Source organism: Rubinisphaera margarita, assembly GCF_022267515.1.
GTDB lineage: Bacteria > Planctomycetota > Planctomycetia > Planctomycetales > Planctomycetaceae > Rubinisphaera > Rubinisphaera margarita.
In genome coordinates, this window is record NZ_JAKFGB010000014.1 from 34,551 (window position 1) to 51,184 (window position 16,634).

8 protein-coding genes are annotated in these 16,634 nt (G+C 58.3%); 4 read left to right on the forward strand and 4 right to left on the reverse strand.

The annotated features are described in order from the left end of the window. Nucleotides 1–19: 19 nt before the first annotated feature. The gene (locus L1A08_RS12965) at nucleotides 20–1,195 is read right to left on the reverse strand and encodes a S1C family serine protease (RefSeq protein WP_238756842.1); all 1,176 of its coding nucleotides are present in this window, start codon (nucleotides 1,193–1,195) and stop codon (nucleotides 20–22) included. A gap of 639 nt (nucleotides 1,196–1,834) precedes the next feature. Between L1A08_RS12965 and L1A08_RS12970 the strand changes: the two genes are divergently transcribed. The 4 genes from L1A08_RS12970 (at nucleotide 1,835) to L1A08_RS12985 (ending at nucleotide 6,624) form a co-directional block, all read left to right on the forward strand. Then, entirely contained in the window at nucleotides 1,835–2,965 is a 1,131-nt protein-coding gene (locus L1A08_RS12970; RefSeq protein ID WP_238756844.1) for a hypothetical protein, read from the forward strand. A 553-nt stretch (nucleotides 2,966–3,518) separates the two neighbouring features. Further along, nucleotides 3,519–4,538, forward strand: a complete 1,020-nt coding sequence (locus tag L1A08_RS12975; RefSeq protein WP_238756846.1) for a sugar phosphate isomerase/epimerase family protein — start codon at nucleotides 3,519–3,521, stop codon at nucleotides 4,536–4,538. A gap of 88 nt (nucleotides 4,539–4,626) precedes the next feature. Then, nucleotides 4,627–5,565 carry a sulfite exporter TauE/SafE family protein gene (locus L1A08_RS12980; RefSeq protein ID WP_238756848.1) on the forward strand — a complete coding sequence of 313 codons (939 nt, stop codon included), beginning with the start codon at nucleotides 4,627–4,629 and terminating at the stop codon, nucleotides 5,563–5,565. Between the two features lie 63 nt (nucleotides 5,566–5,628). After that, nucleotides 5,629–6,624 (forward strand): metalloprotease, encoded by a 996-nt coding sequence (locus tag L1A08_RS12985; protein ID WP_238756849.1) that lies wholly within the window; start codon nucleotides 5,629–5,631, stop codon nucleotides 6,622–6,624. 268 nt (nucleotides 6,625–6,892) lie between these two features. Here the strand turns inward: L1A08_RS12985 and L1A08_RS12990 are convergent, their stop codons facing one another. The 3 genes from L1A08_RS12990 to rpoB form a co-directional block, all read right to left on the reverse strand. Next, on the reverse strand, nucleotides 6,893–8,125 hold the full coding sequence (locus L1A08_RS12990; RefSeq protein WP_238756850.1) for an LL-diaminopimelate aminotransferase: 1,233 nt from the start codon (nucleotides 8,123–8,125) through the stop codon (nucleotides 6,893–6,895). Between the two features lie 98 nt (nucleotides 8,126–8,223). Next, on the reverse strand, nucleotides 8,224–12,570 hold the full coding sequence (gene rpoC, locus L1A08_RS12995; protein WP_238756851.1) for a DNA-directed RNA polymerase subunit beta': 4,347 nt from the start codon (nucleotides 12,568–12,570) through the stop codon (nucleotides 8,224–8,226). 97 nt (nucleotides 12,571–12,667) lie between these two features. After that, nucleotides 12,668–16,387: a DNA-directed RNA polymerase subunit beta gene (gene rpoB, locus L1A08_RS13000; RefSeq protein WP_238756853.1), complete on the reverse strand. Its 3,720-nt coding sequence runs from the start codon at nucleotides 16,385–16,387 to the stop codon at nucleotides 12,668–12,670. Nucleotides 16,388–16,634: the final 247 nt, after the last annotated feature.

A 16,634-nucleotide genomic window follows, 5' to 3' on the forward strand; every position in this document is an offset into this window, starting at 1 on the left:
CGGCGGAGTGCGTTCCTGTTTAGCGGCTGCGCCAGTCGTTGAGCTTCGGAGCTTCGCTCCGCTGTTCCAGATCATCGCGATCACCGAGAACAACGGGAATGGTCTGACGTTTGCCGTTGCGAAGAATGATTGCCTGCACGCTCGTCTGGACCGAGGTCAGGCTGACGAGATTGATCAGGTGATTCTCGTCGAGGACTTCCACACCACCGAAGTAGAGGATCACATCGTCGATGATTAACCCGGAGCGGGACGCCGGCGTGTTCTTGTAGACATCGACCACGCGGGCTCCGCGAACACGGTCCAGGCCCATTTTCTGTGCCGTTTCCAGGTCGAAGTCCGGATCGAGCTTCACCCCGAGATAGGCCCGGCGAACTTTGCCATGACTGATGAGCTGCTCGGTGACATAGCGGACGAGGTTGCTGGGAATGCTGAAGCCGATCCCCTCATTGCCGCCGCTGTTGGAGGCGATTGCGGTATTGATGCCGATGACACGGCCGGACAGGTCGATCAGCGGACCGCCACTGTTGCCCGGGTTGATGGCCGCATCGGTTTGCAGGAAGTCCTGATTGATGACGTCACTCGATTCACCCAGTCGCAGCGAGCGGCGTCCCTTGGCCGAGATGATGCCGAATGTGACCGACTGACTGAGGCCGAACGGGCTTCCCTGGGCGAGCACCATATGGCCGATGTTGACCGTGTCACTGTCACCCCAGCGAGCTGGCTGGATGTTGGGCTCATCGATCATCATCACGGCGACATCGGACTTCTCATCGGCCCGAACTTCGGTGGGATGAATCGTGCGGCCATCGTGGAGCTGAATCCGGATGTCATAGACTTCGGCGTCGGCGATCACGTGCCGATTGGTCACGACAAACGGTGTCCGGGCCTGTGAGCTGGTCATGATGACGCCCGAGCCAGTTTCTTCGACCAGGCCACCCGTTTTGGACTGCCGTTCGCTCTGAATGTGAACGACGCTTGGCGTCGTGACCGAGGCAATCTGCGAAAGGAGCGTACTGCCATCGCCGAGCGGCGACTGGGCGACCGCCAGCTGGCGGTACATCTGATCGACAGCCGAAGCCGTCATGTGTTCGGCGTGGACGGAACTCTGAGTCAGCGACTCCCGGCCTGTGAGCCCGAGGATCACTCCGAGCAGGAAAAACAGGCTCGAAAAAAAGAGGGTCGTGTGTCTAAGCATTGTCGCCTCGCAGGGAAATCGCGGCTGTCAGAAAGTGCGTCGCTTTACCGAAGTGGTACGAGATACTTGAAACACGTCATTCGTTTCGAAGTCCCAGCCGCTTCCTCCGGCTCCTTTCACACGCTCATCCTGGCGGTGAATCATCCCTGTGGGTGATGCTGCGGTTCACGTCAGCACCAAACTATGATCTCGTGAATGTCAAATCGGTCAAATGGAAATTCGGAAAATAATCAAACCGCTCCATCTCCTCGGGCCCACGTTGGTTCGTGGATGCGGCCCCGAATAACAGGACTCACGTGACTATCCGGACATCCGAGATTGGGTGCGATCGACAGCCCGAATACTTTGCGAACGACCGCTGCGGTCGCGCTGCCGCGCATAATCGCGCCAGCAGGATTTCTGCGAGCTTCCTCACGGAATGATCGACGCACGGGAACGCCAGGCGGGGTGCGAATCGTAACGGTTGTAACGATCAGAACTGGCAGGGGGCTTGTGGAAAGACAAACTGACAGGGTCGCCATTTGACTTCTTGTCTTTGGGTGTACCGGATTCCTAAGTTCGAAAGAAGCAACGGTTCGGCAGGAATTTCGGCAACGCCGGTGAAGCAGTTTCGCCGCGGGCCAGACAGGAAACAGGACTATGATTCGCAACGCATTCAGGCTCACAACGCAATCTTGGGGACTCACGGCTGGATTTCGGGTCGGCCTGATCGGGTTCCTGCTCTGCTGGTCGGTGATGGGAAAGAGCCAGGAACTGAAACCGGTTGATCCGCCGGACGAAGAAGGTCTGCCGATCCTGATCGCTCCCGATGAATCGCAAAAGGAGCCGAAGCAGAAACCGAAACCGAAATCGACCGAACCGCAGCCTCGGAAAGACGTCAAGGAGAAGGACGCCCAGGAAGCGACTGAAGCGGACCGCAAGAAGGCGGCTTCCGAAGACGCCCCTGTTGAGGATCCGAAGCCTGCAATGCCCCCTTCCAGACCGGCGGAAGAACCAGCTGAGCCGAAGGCCCCGGCCCTCGCTGTTCCGAATCCCATGAATGTGGAAGAACCCGAGGAGGCTCTGGAAGTCACCCCTCCCCCCATGCCGATGCCGAACCCGCTGAAGTCGGTCGATCCTGGTGCGGAAGCCGCTCCTTCTGCGAAGGACGAGACCGTCGACAGGAAAGAGCCGGCTCAACAGGAAACGACGGAGAAGACTGCCGAACAACGCGCCGAGCAGGGCGAACAGTGGACAATGCTGATTACATCCGGTCCCAGCCATGTTGCCGGCACCAGGCCGCAGCAGGAACTCGTCACCTTCGATCTCGATCGGGAATCCAAAGCGATGGTCGGCGGACCCCACGTCCAACCGCTCGGACACGACGAAGCAATGGCGGAGATCGAGAAGAGTGAGTCGGACTCGAAGCGATCCATCTCACCGGCTCAGTATCAGGCGGTTTATGACTCCATCCCCTTCAGTCGAGCCGAATATCTGGCGAACCCGTCGTACCGTCATGAAGCGACGATGGAAATGCTGTTCGGCGAACTGCGTCCGACTGTGATTCACAAGCAGGACAAACCGCAGCGCGTTTACAACCAGCCTCGGATCACCGAACCGCCGATCCGACACCCGATTCCGTTCGACTGGTACACGCCGGCATACGGCTACGGTCCGGCTTCTTACTTCGGCTGGCGATATCCCTACTGGACGCCGAACTCCACGTACCGCCGATACACCACGCAGTACGGACCTTTGTTCAACCGCTACTATCGCCCGCTCGGGTATTGATCTCGAATCAGTCGCAAACCAGACCGGAAGCAGAGCAACACTGCTTCCGGTTTTTTCTTTGCATGCGTGGCACTCGGCCTCACTGGCCCCAATTTTCCACGAAGCCCCTCCACCGTATGTCCGTCATGCTCAACCTCTGAGTGACGAAGCCACAAGAGGTCGCTGACGGACGTTCTCGGGCTGGATCGCGAGGCATTCAGCTCAACGTGGCCAGTGCTGATTTCGCGATGGACAGCATCTTCCTGTGACTCCATCATCCAGACGGACACCGTCTGGGCTATTCCTTCAGTGCGTCGATTTTCATTGCCGATCTGGAGCCGACGGCGGATTGTCACGTCCTCGGCGAAATCCCGTCGGTTTTCATTCCCGGACCGACCAGCTACCATCACGCCGAGTCGACTTCCGCCGTTATTGAGCAACGGAAGTCCCCGGTTGCACACCGTGCAGCCGACGTCTCCGATACTGAGGCCTCCGGCCGCCTCGTATCCCGGAATTCGCGCTTGGCTCTCCAGACAACACGGGTCGGGACCGCCCCTTTAGAAGTGGAATGACAATGACAGATCGCCCCAAAGTTCTGATCAGCGCCTTTGGCGATGAAGCTGCCAACACCAAGACCATCATCGAGCAGATGGCTGTGCTCTCGAGCCTCGGTCTGAAGTACTACAGCCCTCGCTTTGTCGATGTCGCCGGCACCGGCGAAGTGAAGCACGTTGTCGATCTCTCCGCCAAAGAGTGGAAGCAGATGAAAAAAGTGCAGGACGACTACGGCATGTCGGTGACCAGCATCGGAGCCCGCCTCGGCAAGGTGAAGCTGCTTGATCAGGAAGACGGCTCTCACAACAAGTACGTCGATCCGCAGAAGTATCTGAAAGGCGAAGTCCAGAACACGATCAACGCGGCCAAGGCCCTGGGTGCGAAGCTGATTCGTGGTTTTTCGTTCTATCATCCCCAGGGAGAGGCACCGGAAGGCTACATCAATCAGGCCGCTGAACGCCTCGGACCTATTGTCGAAGCCTGTGCCAAAGAAGGCATCGTTTACGGCCTCGAAGTGGAAGCCAACCTCATCGGACAGAACGGACGCATGCTTGCCGCTCTGGCTAAGAAGGTCAAGCATCCGAACATGGTCTGCATCTTTGACGGCGGGAACCTGTCGACCCAGAACATGACCCCGGTCGAATGCTTCAAAGAATACGAAGCCATGCGGAGTGACACCGGCTGGATCCACGTGAAGGACTACCGGATCGATCCGTCGCTGGTGTGGACCGGCGTGGTCGATGAGGACCGACTGAAGAACTTCGTTCCGGCTGATATTGGCGATTCGGGTCACGAAGCCATCTTCCGCGATCTGGCCAGACATCTGCCGAAGCTGACGAAGAAGATGACGAAGCTCGGAGCTCCCGGCTTCTTCCTCGAACTCGAACCGCACCTGAAAGGGGGCGGGCAGTTCGGCGGCTTCAGCGGACCGGACGGAATGGGCGTCGCCGTGCGGGCTCTCTGCCGTCTGCTCGATTACGCCGGAATCAGCTACGACCTGCGGACGATGGACGACATCGTCGAGGCTCGCGGCTTCTAACCGTCTGAATCTCCCGGCTGACAGAACTTCCCGAACCTGAGCGCTCACTCAGGTTCGGGTTCACCGGAAAGCGGCCCTGTCAACGTCCATGGAATCGTTCATTGTTCTGATCTCGGGAGCGGGAACGGGGATCGTCGCCGGCCTGTTCGGAGTCGGCGGCAGCTTCCTGCTCGTGCCTCTGCTCAGCATGACGACCGCTTATCCCATGGAACTGATCGTCGGCAGCTGCGCCTGCCAGGTTTTGGGGCCAGCCACCGCGGCTTCGCTCTCGCACCGACCACGGAGACGGGAATTTCGCATCCCGCTGATTCTGCTCGGCGGAATCGTGGTCGGCACCGTCGTCGGAGCGGACGTTCTCGATGGCCTCCAGAACTCCGCGACCATGACCTCGGAAACGCTCTCCCGCATCGTCCAGTGGAGCTATCTGATTCTGCTCTGGTCGCTGGGGCTGTTCAGCTGGTGGGAATCGCGGCTGCATCGTCGCGGCAAAGGCATTCCAATCGGCTGGGCCCGCTGGAAGTGGCTCAGGCCGACCTGCGAAGTTTTCGGTCGGAACCGCCGCCATCAGATTTCGATCGTTTCATTGAGCGGATTCGGGCTGTTCGTTGGATTCCTTTCCGGATTCCTGGGCCTCAGTGGTGGCGTCGTTCTCCTGCCCGGTCTGCATTATGCCTATGGAATCGCGACAAAACGGGCCGCCGTGATGTCGATGATTCTTGTCTGGCTGATCGCGATGCAGGCCACGGTGATTCATGCCTGGTATCAGCGAGTCGATCTGTTGATGGTCACCCTGCTGCTTTTGGGAGGAACACTCGGAGCGAAGGTGGGGGTTCGCCTGAGTCAACGCATGTCGGGCGGAAAACTTCGCGAACACTTTGCCTGGCTGCTCCTGCTGACAGCCATCGGACTTTCAATCTATCTGGGACTGTCGAGGAAGGCGGACGAGACTTCGAGCAACCGCGCTGTGGAATCGAAGCAGACGACCATGCTGCCTAAAAACAACAGCGGCGTCCGAATTGGTAATTGAATACCAATTCTCCTGCCCCTAGAATCGATAAGGTCTGATATCAACCTCGCCTTGAGCGGTCCCATGCAGTCGTCACAAAGCCCCATGTTCTGGTCCTTCCCCGCCGGCTCTCTGCTGGCGACGCGGATAAGGATCAGCGTCTTTTTTCCGCTGCTTTTTCTGGTTCTGCTCTTTCGGCTCGATGCGCAGGTTGCTCTCGCGGTCGCGGGAATTCTGCTTGTCAGCACCCTGCTCCACGAACTGCTCGGACACGTTCTCATCGCCCGCTATACAGGCGGATCGGGGAATGAAGTCCTGCTCTGGCCTGTTGGTGGACTGGCCTATGTCCAACCCGCCAATACGTTTACGTCGCAATTCTTCACCGCGGCCGGCGGTCCGCTCGTTAACCTGATCATTTGCATTGCCTTCCTCCCGACCATCCTCTGGGTCGATGGGGGAACCCGCGCATTCAATCCGTTCGTACTCCCGATCGCTGAATTCTCGGCAGCCTGGTTCGAAGAGTTCCTGATCCTGGTGTTCTTTATCAACTGGCTGTCCGTGCTTGTGAATCTGTTGCCGATTTATCCGCTGGATGGCGGTCGGATGCTCGAAGCCTGTCTGATCGGCCACGGGGCGGTTCTGGAGCGGAAGCGGCTCTGTCTGAACATCGGAACCATCGCCGCGATCATCCTTTCGGCGATCGGACTGATGTTCGACAACGTCTGGGCAGTCTTTCTGGCGTCGCTCCTGCTCGTTCTGAACGTGCTCGAAACGGTGAACGTCCAGTTCGGCGAATCGTTTGACGACTCCTTCATGGGCTACGATTTCTCGCAGGGATACACATCGCTGGAACGCAGTTCCAGTCAGACGGGTGTGGCTCGCAAGAGCTTCTGGGCTCGCCGCCGGGAAGCCCGCGAGGCGAAGAAAGCACAGCATCTCGCCGAACAGCGGCAACGCGAAGCCGAGCAACTCGATGCTCTGCTCGACAAAGTTCACCACCACGGCATCGCCGCTCTGACGCCCCACGAACGCAAGTTCCTCGACCGCACCAGCAAAAACCTGCGCACCAAAGACAGCTGATCATCGGACATTGGCTCCCGAACTGTCTCACAAAGGGTGCCACTGCTGGCTTGCCCCAGTAGTACTCGACGGGAACACCTCGATTCACCGCACAGGACAAGCATGCCCACGCGAGCGTGGGCATGGCACCCGAGAAACGCGTGAAGCCTGTGTGCCACTGGCAGCCCATTGCTCCCCGTTCGAGAATCCAGGGGGCAGCCAGCGCACGAAGAAGGCCGGTCGCAGGACCGGCCTTCTCGATGGATTTTGTGTCATCCGAACTACGGGACTACTCCATCAGTTTTTGAATCCGCTTCACGGCTTCTTCGACGTTCTCGCGTGAGTTGAATGCACTCAGGCGGAAGTAGCCTTCGCCGGCGGCTCCGAATCCGCTTCCCGGTGTTCCGACCAGGTGGGCCTTTTCGAGCAGGTGGTCGAAGAACTCCCAGCTGCCCAGCTCGTCCGGCGTCTTCAGCCAGACATATGGAGCATTCACGCCGCCGTAGACTTCGATGCCAACCTTCTCCAGACCTTCGCGAAGCAGACGAGCGTTCTCGAGGTAGAATGAAACCAGCTCTTTGACCTGCTGCTGACCGGCTTCCGAATAGACGGCTTCCGCACCCTTCTGAATGACGTAGGAAACGCCATTGAACTTCGTCGACTGACGACGGTTCCACAGCTGGTGCAGGGAAACGTCATTCCCGGCCGACGACTTCACCGTCAATGTCTTCGGCACCACAGTGAAGGCACAACGGGTTCCCGTGAAGCCGGCCGTTTTGCTGAAGCTGCGGAACTCAATCGCCACATCCCGGGCTCCTTCGATCTCGTAGATCGAACGGGGAATGTCGGAATCGGTAATGAAGGCTTCATAGGCAGCATCGTAAAGGATGATCGCCTTGTTCTCGATCGCGTAATCGACCCACTTCTTGAGCGTCTCTTTCGTCGCCACAACGCCGGTCGGGTTGTTGGGATAACAGAGATAGATCACGTCGACCGGTTCACTGGGCAGTTCCGGCGTGAAATCGTTCTCAGCCGTCACCGGCAGGTAGACGAGTCCCTGGTAGCGCCCCTGGCTGTCAGCCGAACCAGTGTGGCCGGCCATGACGTTGGTATCGACGTAAACCGGATACACCGGATCGAGCACGGCGATCAGGTTATCGTTGCCGAGAATATCGAGGATGTTCCCCGTGTCGCATTTGCTGCCGTCGGAGATGAAGATCTCATCGGCATTCACCTTCACACCCCGGTCGGCGTAGTCGTGCTTTGCGATGGCATCGCGAAGAAACCCGTAGCCTTGTTCCGGTCCATAGCCTTTGAACGTCTCGCGGCTGGCCATCTCGTCCAGTGCCTTATGCATGGCCTCGATGACCGCGGGCGGCAGTGGTTCGGTGACATCGCCGATGCCGAGCTTGATGACCTTGGCTTTCGGGTTGGCCTCAACGAATGCGTTGACCCGCCGGCCAATTTCGGGGAACAGGTAACCGGCTTTAAGTTTCAGGAAGTTTTCGTTGATGGCTGTCATCGGAAGTTCCGTAGCTTCGTGATTAAGAGGGACTGTAAACGCCGAACAGCAGACCTGCGCCTGCTGTTCGGATCATTCAAATTCATTGGGGACGGCGACTACTCTTTGTCGGGAACGATATCTTCCAGACCACTGCGGGCGGTCGAACCTTCCGAGACGCTGGACGATGTCGGCTGATTGGATCCGTTGTCTCCACCCATCTGGTTGAGCAGGTCCATGCGGGCCGCCAGCATCCGTTCTTTTTCTTCCTGCAGCTCTTGAAGAGCTTCCGGACGAATTCGAACTTCGGCTTCCTGATGCGTGTGGAACCCGGTTCCAGCTGGAATCAGGTGACCCAGAATCACGTTTTCCTTCAGACCGACCAGGAAGTCCCGCTTGCCGGCCAGAGCCGCTTCGGTGAGAACCTTGGTCGTTTCCTGGAAGCTGGCAGCCGAGATGAAGCTTTCGCTCTGCACGGCGGCCTTGGTGATCCCCAGCAGCTGGGTGCTGCCGACTGCCGGACGCGGTCCAGTGCCTTCGGCTCCGGAGCCCCCTTCCGCTTCAACCTGAGCATTCACCTCTTCCAACTCCCCACGACCCACGACGTCGTCGACTTCGTATTCCGTGTCGCCCGGATTGGTCACCTTCACGCACTGCTGCAGACGCTCGTTGGCGTGACGGAACTCGATCTTGTCGACCAGAGCCCCCGGCAGCAGATCGGTATCGCCGACGTCATCGACCTTGAGTTTCCGCAGCATCTGCGAAACCACGATTTCGATGTGCTTGTCGTCGATTCCCACGCGCTGGGCACGGTAGACGTTTTGAATTTCGTGAAGCAGGTATTCGTGCACGGCTTCTTCGCCGGAGACCCGGAGAATGTCGTGCGGAACCAGCGGACCACGGACCAGAGCGTCGCCGGCCTTTACTTCGTCACCACTGTGGACCAGCAGCTGCTTACCGTGAGGAATGACGTGCTCGACTTCGGTGCCGTCCGGAGAGCGGACCACAACGATTCGCTTCCCACGCTTCTTCTCGGCCAGCAGTTCGACTTCGCCGTCGATCTCGGCCAGAACAGCGGGGTCCTTCGGTTTCCGGGCTTCGAACAGTTCGGTCACTCGAGGCAGACCCCCGGTGATGTCCTGCGTACCGCCGGATTCACGAGGCAGCTTACCGAGGACGGTACCAGCCGAGATCTCACGACCTTCTTCGATTTCCACTGTGGCCCGTTCAGGCAGGTAGTAGAAGTCGAGAATCTTGCCGGTTCCATCTTCCAGGATGATCTGCGGATGCAGGTCGCCCTTATGTTCGATGATCGTCTTACGAATGTTGCCCGAGGCATCTTTCTCGGACCGCACCGTGCGGCCTTCGATGATGTCGTCGTAACGGACGCGACCACCGACTTCGGCCAGAATCGGCACGGCGTGGGGGTCCCACTGGCAGATGACCGTATTCGGCTCGACCAGCTGGCCCTCGTTGACCATCAGGATGGCCCCGTTCGGGATGCGGTACGATTCGATCTCACGGTGCTTGGCGTCCATGACGACCGCTTCGCCGTTTCGCGTCAGCACCACGTTGTGGCCTTCGCTGTTGACGACGGTGCGGATACGGGCGAACCGAATGTAACCGCCCTTGCGGCACTTCAGCTCGTTCTCTTCCATATCACGCTGAGCCACCCCACCGATGTGGAAGGTTCGCATCGTCAGCTGCGTACCCGGTTCACCGATACTCTGGGCGGCGATGATCCCGGCTGCGAGACCCTCTTCGACCATTGAACCGGTCGACAGGTCCATTCCGTAACATTTGCGGCAGAGACCCAGTTCGGCTTCGCAGGCCATCGGGCTGCGGACCTGAATCTTTTCCAGCCCCAGATCTTCGATCTTCAGGGCCTTCTCGACAGTAATCAACTCGCCTTCGCGAACGATGACTTCGTCGGTAATCGGGTTGACGATGTTTGTCCGGCTGACCCGTCCGCGGATCGCATCGGCCAGGCTCACTTCGACGTTTTCCCCACGATAGACAACACCCTTGGTGATGCCCTGCGTGGTGCCGCAGTCTTCCATGGTGATCACGACGTTCTGACAGATGTCGGCCAGCTTACGGGTCAGGTAACCCGAGTCGGCCGTCTTCAGAGCGGTATCGGCCAGTCCCTTACGGGCACCGTGTGTCGAGGAGAAGTACTCGAGGACCGTCAGACCTTCTTTGAAGGAGGCCTTAATCGGGGTTTCGATAATTTCACCCGATGGCTTGGCCATCAGACCTCGCATCCCGGCGAGCTGGCGAATCTGTTCGACACCCCCTCGAGCACCCGAGTCTGACATCAGGAAGATCGGGTTCACGTAACGACCTTCGTTGCGAATGTCGTTCTCCATCTCCTTCATCATCTCGCCGGTGATCTTTTCACGAACGCTACCCCAGGTATCGAGAACTTTGTTGTATCGTTCCTGATTGGTGATGATCCCGCGGTCGTACAGCTTCTGCTGCTTGAGGACGATCGACTCGGCGTCGGTGATGATCTTGTCTTTGTTCGGCGGGGCGACCAGGTCGCTGGTACCGAAGGAGAGACCGGAGCGGGTCGACTGACGGAAACCGACTTCTTTCATCCGGTCGAGCAGTTCAATCGTGTTGCGGCGGCCGAGTTCCAGATAACAGTCGGAAATCACGCTCGACAGATCGCGGCTCTTCATGGTCCGGTTGTAGTAGGCCATGCCATCGGCAACGATCTCTTCGTTGAAGATCACGCGACCGACCGTGGTTTCGATCAGTCCGCCCGACTTGGTCACTTCGCTGCTGTCACCCTTGATTCGGGTACCCTTCGGCAGTCGCAGTTTCACGATGGCGTGTCGTGAAACTTTGTCCTGCTCGAGAGCCATGTAAACTTCGTTGACCGAAGAGAACACGAGGCCTTCGCCCTTCAGGCCGGCACGGCTCAGAGTCAGGTAGTAACAACCCATCACGATGTCCTGGGACGGCGTGATAATCGGTTGTCCGTTGGCCGGACTGAAGACGTTGTTCGTCGACATCATCAGCGTGGTTGCTTCGACCTGCGCTTCAATCGAAAGCGGCAGGTGGACGGCCATCTGGTCGCCGTCGAAGTCGGCGTTGAAGCCCTTACAGACCAGCGGATGGACGCGGATCGCGTTTCCTTCCACCAGGGTCGGTTCGAACGCCTGGATCCCCATGCGGTGCAGCGTGGGAGCACGGTTCAGCAGGACCGGGTGGTTGGTGATCACTTCGTCCAGAATATCCCAGACGTCCTCATCTTTCCGCTCGAGCATTCGCTTGGCGGACTTGATCGTATCGGCGTGACCGAGTTCCTTCAGGCGGCGAATCACGAACGGCTGGAACAGTTCCAGGGCGATCTTCTTGGGAAGACCACACTGGTGCAGTTTCAGTTCCGGACCGACCACGATGACCGACCGAGCCGAGTAGTCGACACGCTTACCGAGCAGGTTCTCGCGGAAACGACCCTGCTTACCTTTGATCATGTCGGTCAGCGACTTCAGCGGACGGTTCGAAGAACCGAGCACCGGACGCTTGCAGCGGGTGTTGTCGAACAGAGCGTCGACCGACTGCTGCAGCATTCGCTTTTCGTTGTTCACGATGACCTGGGGAGCATTCAGATCGACCAGCTTCTTCAACCGGTTGTTCCGGTTGATGATGCGGCGATACAGGTCGTTCAGGTCGCTGGTGGCGAAGTTACCCGAATCGAGCAGCACGAGCGGACGCAGTTCCGGCGGAATGACCGGGATCACGTCCAGGACCATCCACTCGGGGCTGTTCTCGCTGTCGCGGAGACTCTCGACGATCTTCAGCCGCTTCGTCAGATCCTTGATCTTCTGCTGGCTGTTGGTCGTGCGCAGCTCTTTGCGGAGCATCTCCGACTCTTCGACCAGATTGATCGCGTGCAGCAGCTTCTTGACAGCTTCCGCACCCATCTCAATTTCGAAGCTCGACTCGCCGTACTTGTCCCAGGCCTGACGCGCTTCGGCTTCAGTCAGCAGCTGACCGCGACGCAGTGGCGTATCGCCCGGATCGAGCACCACGTAATCCTGGAAGTAGATCACCTTCTCCAGGCTGGTTGTCTTCATGTTCAGCAGAGCGCCCAGGCGGCTCGGCATCGACTTGAAGAACCAGATGTGAACCACGGGAGCGGCCAGCTCGATATGACCCATCCGCTTCCGACGCACGCGACTGTGAGTCACTTTCACGCCGCAACGGTCGCAGATCATGCCTTTGTACTTCATGCCGCGATACTTACCGCAGGCACATTCCCAGTCCTTTTCCGGACCGAAAATTCGCTCGCAGAACAGACCGTCGCGTTCCGGACGGTAGGTCCGGTAGTTGATCGTTTCGGGCTTCTTGACTTCGCCGAACGACCAGCTGCGGATGTCCTGAGGGCTCGCCAGACGAATCGAGATGGACCCGTAATCGTTGACGCGTTCGTATTGCATCTCACCAGTGCTCATATTCAGTTCCTTGTCGGGTGAGGTAATTTGGCTCGATCAGCCGCCGCTCCGGGTGAGCGGCGACACGCTCTCTTCAGCTGGGAAACGCAGAACCGTCTCAGGCCGTTGTCTTTTCCAGTTGCATGTTCAAACACAGACCGCGGATTTCGTTGTTGAGCACGTCGAAGCTGGCCGGAGTTCCTGCTTCCAGGGTGTTCTCCCCCTTCACCATCGACTCGTAAATCTTCGTACGGCCTTCCACGTCGTCGCTCTTCACCGTCAGCAGTTCCTGCAGGATGTAGGCGGCTCCGTAGGCTTCCAGAGCCCACACTTCCATTTCCCCGAAACGCTGACCACCGAATCGGGCTTTACCACCCAGCGGCTGCTGCGTAATCAGAGAGTAAGGACCGGTCGCACGAGCGTGGACCTTGTCATCAACCAGGTGATGCAGTTTGAGCATGTAAATCTGACCCACGGTCGTCTTCTGCTCGAACCGTTCTCCGGTGCGGCCGTCGTACAGCTGCGATTTACCGTCGGAAGGCAGACCGGCCTGCTCCATCAGATCGAAGATGCCCTGCTCGTCGATGCTGTCGAACACCGGGCAGACGGCCCGGAAGCCGAGCTTCTGAGCGGCCCAGCCGAGCTGAGTCTCGAGAATCTGTCCCACGTTCATACGACTCGGAACGCCCAGCGGGTTCAGAATGATGTCGACGGTCGTTCCGTCTTCGAGGAACGGCATGTCCTCGATCGGCAGGACCTTCGAGATCACCCCTTTGTTACCGTGGCGACCGGCCATCTTGTCCCCGACCGAAATCTGTCGTTTCGAGGCGACGTAGACTTTGACCATCTGCAGCACGCCACTCGGAAGTTCATCGCCACGCTTCAGCGTGTTCATCCGGCCGTCGCGGGCGTCGATGGCTTCTTCCACCAGATGCCACTCTTCCTTGATGACCTTCTTGCAGTCAGCAACCTTCTGCGGGCTGCGGATGTCGAGCTGCTCGAACTTCTCCTTGAACTGCTCAGCATGCGTCGCCAGGGTCTTCGGATCTTCGATCGAACGAAGCTCGACGCCGTCATCATCGCCCAGGTGCTTGCCGAGGACGTCTTCGAACGACTTCAGGAAGACCTTGAACGCGTCGGCGATGCCTTCGTTGCCGATCTTTTCCGCCTGCTTCAGCTCGTTTTCGTAAGACTTCTTCTCGGCTTCAGTCAGACTCATCCGACGCGAGAACCGTTCGGTGTGAATGACGATCCCCTCAACGCCCGAAGGCACTTCGAGAGATTCGTTCTTCACGTCTTCACCGGCACGACCGAAAATGGCGTGCAGCAGTTTTTCTTCCGGAGTCAGTTCCGACTTCGCCTTCGGCGTGACTTTACCGACCAGGATATCGCCAGGAGAAACCGGCGTACCAATCTGAACGATTCCGTCTTCGTCGAGGTGACGCAGAGCCTTCTCGCTCACGTTCGGAATGTCTCGCGTGAACTCTTCGCGGCCCAGTTTCGTTTCGCGAATTTCGACGTCGAACTCGTCGATATGAATCGACGTGTAAACGTCTTCCTTCACCAGACGCTCGGACAGAATAATGGCGTCTTCGAAGTTGTAACCTTCCCACGACATGAACGCGACCAGCACGTTGCGTCCCAGAGCCAGGGCTCCGTCGCGAGTGGCTGCTGTGTCACACAGCAGCTGCCCCTTCTTGACTTTGTCACCGACACGAACCAGCGGCTTCTGTGTCAGACAGGTTCGCTCGTTGAGTCCGACGAACTTCCGCAACGGGTAGCGGACGCCGTCGACTTCAACACAGAGAGCGTCGACGTAGGTGACCTTACCGGCCTTCTCGGCGTAGACAGCCATGCCGGTATTCTCGGCGACGGCTTTCTCCATCCCGGTTCCCACGATCGGCTGCTCGGTGATGAGCAGCGGCACGGCCTGACGTTGCATGTTCGAACCCATCAGGGCCCGGTTCGCATCGTCGTGCTCAAGGAAGGGAATCAAACCGGCGGAAACCCCGACCATCTGACTTGGCGAGATGTCGAAGTACTGAATCATGTCGGACGTGGTCCAGACGAACTCGTGACGGTATCGGGCCAGAACCCGACCATCGATGATCCGTCCGTCTTCCATCTTAGTATCAGCCGGTGCGACGTAGACCTTCGCTTCTTCGTCCGCACGCAGCCATTCGATTTCGTCAGACACCACCTGATCGACAACCTTGCGATAGGGCGTGATCAGGAAGCCGTAGTCATCGACCTTGGCGTAAACGCCGAGGCTCGAAATCAGACCGATGTTTGTACCTTCCGGCGTTTCAATCGGGCAGATTCGTCCATAGTGAGAAATGTGAACGTCGCGGACTTCGAAGCCGGCACGTTTCCGGTTCAGACCGCCTGGTCCCAGTGCACTCAGGCGACGTTCGTGAGTCAGCATCGAGAGAGGGTTGGTCTGGTCGACGACCTGAGACAGTTCGCTTCGTCCAAAGAAGAAATCGATGGCAGCCGAGATGCTCTTGGGATTGACCAGAGTCCGCGGCGTCATGGTTTCGACATCCTTCAGGCTCATTCGCTCCTGGACGGTGCGACGCAGCTTCAGGAAGCCCTTGCGGATTTCGTCGTTGGCCAGTTCATCGATCGTTCGCAGCCGACGGTTACCGAGGTTGTCGATATCGTCAATGTGAGCCGAATCGTCATCGCCTCGGAGGCGAAGCAGGTACTTGACCGAGTTGACGAAGTCTTCAGGACGAAGAGTCATCTCGTCATCAGGAATGTCCTGATTGAACTTGCGGTTGATACGGAAGCGACCGACACGACCGAGACGGTACCGATTCAGATCGAAGAATTTCTCGTTGAACAGATCGATCGCCTTGTCGAGCTGCGGCGGGTTACCCGGACGCAGTCGCTGATAGATCCGCAGAAGTGCCTCTTCGTGGCTCGTGGTCGTATCTTCGAGGATACTGTTCAGGATCAGCGGATCGCTGGCTTCCTTCTTGACCACATCGATTTCGGTGATGCCCGACTCGAGGAGTTCCACGGCCTGGACTTCGAGCATCGTGTGAGCACACTCCACGATGATCTCGCCGCACTTGTCGTGTCCCTGCTGATAGATCACGTCTTTGGCTGCGACGCGACCGGTCAGTTCTTCCGGCTTCGTCGCCTTGGTGATCTTCAGCGTCTCGGTCGGATAGAACATCTTGACCAGTTCGGAATCGGTCGAGTGGTTCTTGTCCATGGCACGCAGCAGCGTCATGGCCGAGAACTTACCGCTCTGGTCGATGCGGACGCCGAGCGTTTCCTTCTTGCTGATCAGCAGCTCGATCCAGCTTCCGCGTTCCGGAATGATTCGGCAGGAGTGCGTCTTTCGCTCACCAGGTTCGACGTTGATCACAAAGTCGACGCCGGGAGAACGGTGCAGCTGACTGACGACGCAGCGTTCGGCACCGTTGACGATGAACTCACCGCCACCGAGCATGATCGGCAGGTCGCCGAGGTAGACTTCCTCTTCGATCGGCTGCTCTTTCTGCAGACGCAGCCAGACTCGCAGCGGACGGCCGTAGGTCAGACGCAACTGGCGACATTCGACCGGGGAATAACGTGGCTTGCCCAGCTCGTATTTCACGTATTCCAGACGGAACTGCTCGTCGAAGCTCTGAATCGGGAAGATCTCACGGAGGATCTCTTCGAGTCCGATTGGCTTGCGGCGGGCCGGATCAACGTCGGCCTGCAGAAACCGGGCGTATGAGTCGGTCTGAATGCGAGTCAGGCCCGTCATTTCGAAGTCGGTCTGCAGGACTCCTGTATTCCGGTTCTCGTTGACGGCAATGATGCGCTGCACAGGCACCGGCATAAACTCTCTCCCTTATTCCCATCAATAAATTGATTGTACGAAACTGCCGAGACATCGATTGATCCGGGCAGTCAAAACCGCCATCAGCGATCAATGCAGCTAAAGCTCACCAGGAATGAGGCATTTGACGGAGAATTCCGCCACATTCCGGACCGTGTCACCGCGGCAGTCAGTCTCCCCCAGACCCCTGCACCCATCGGACAGAATAGCAAACTGGACAGCAACACCCGTGGGCACGCAGCGCGCG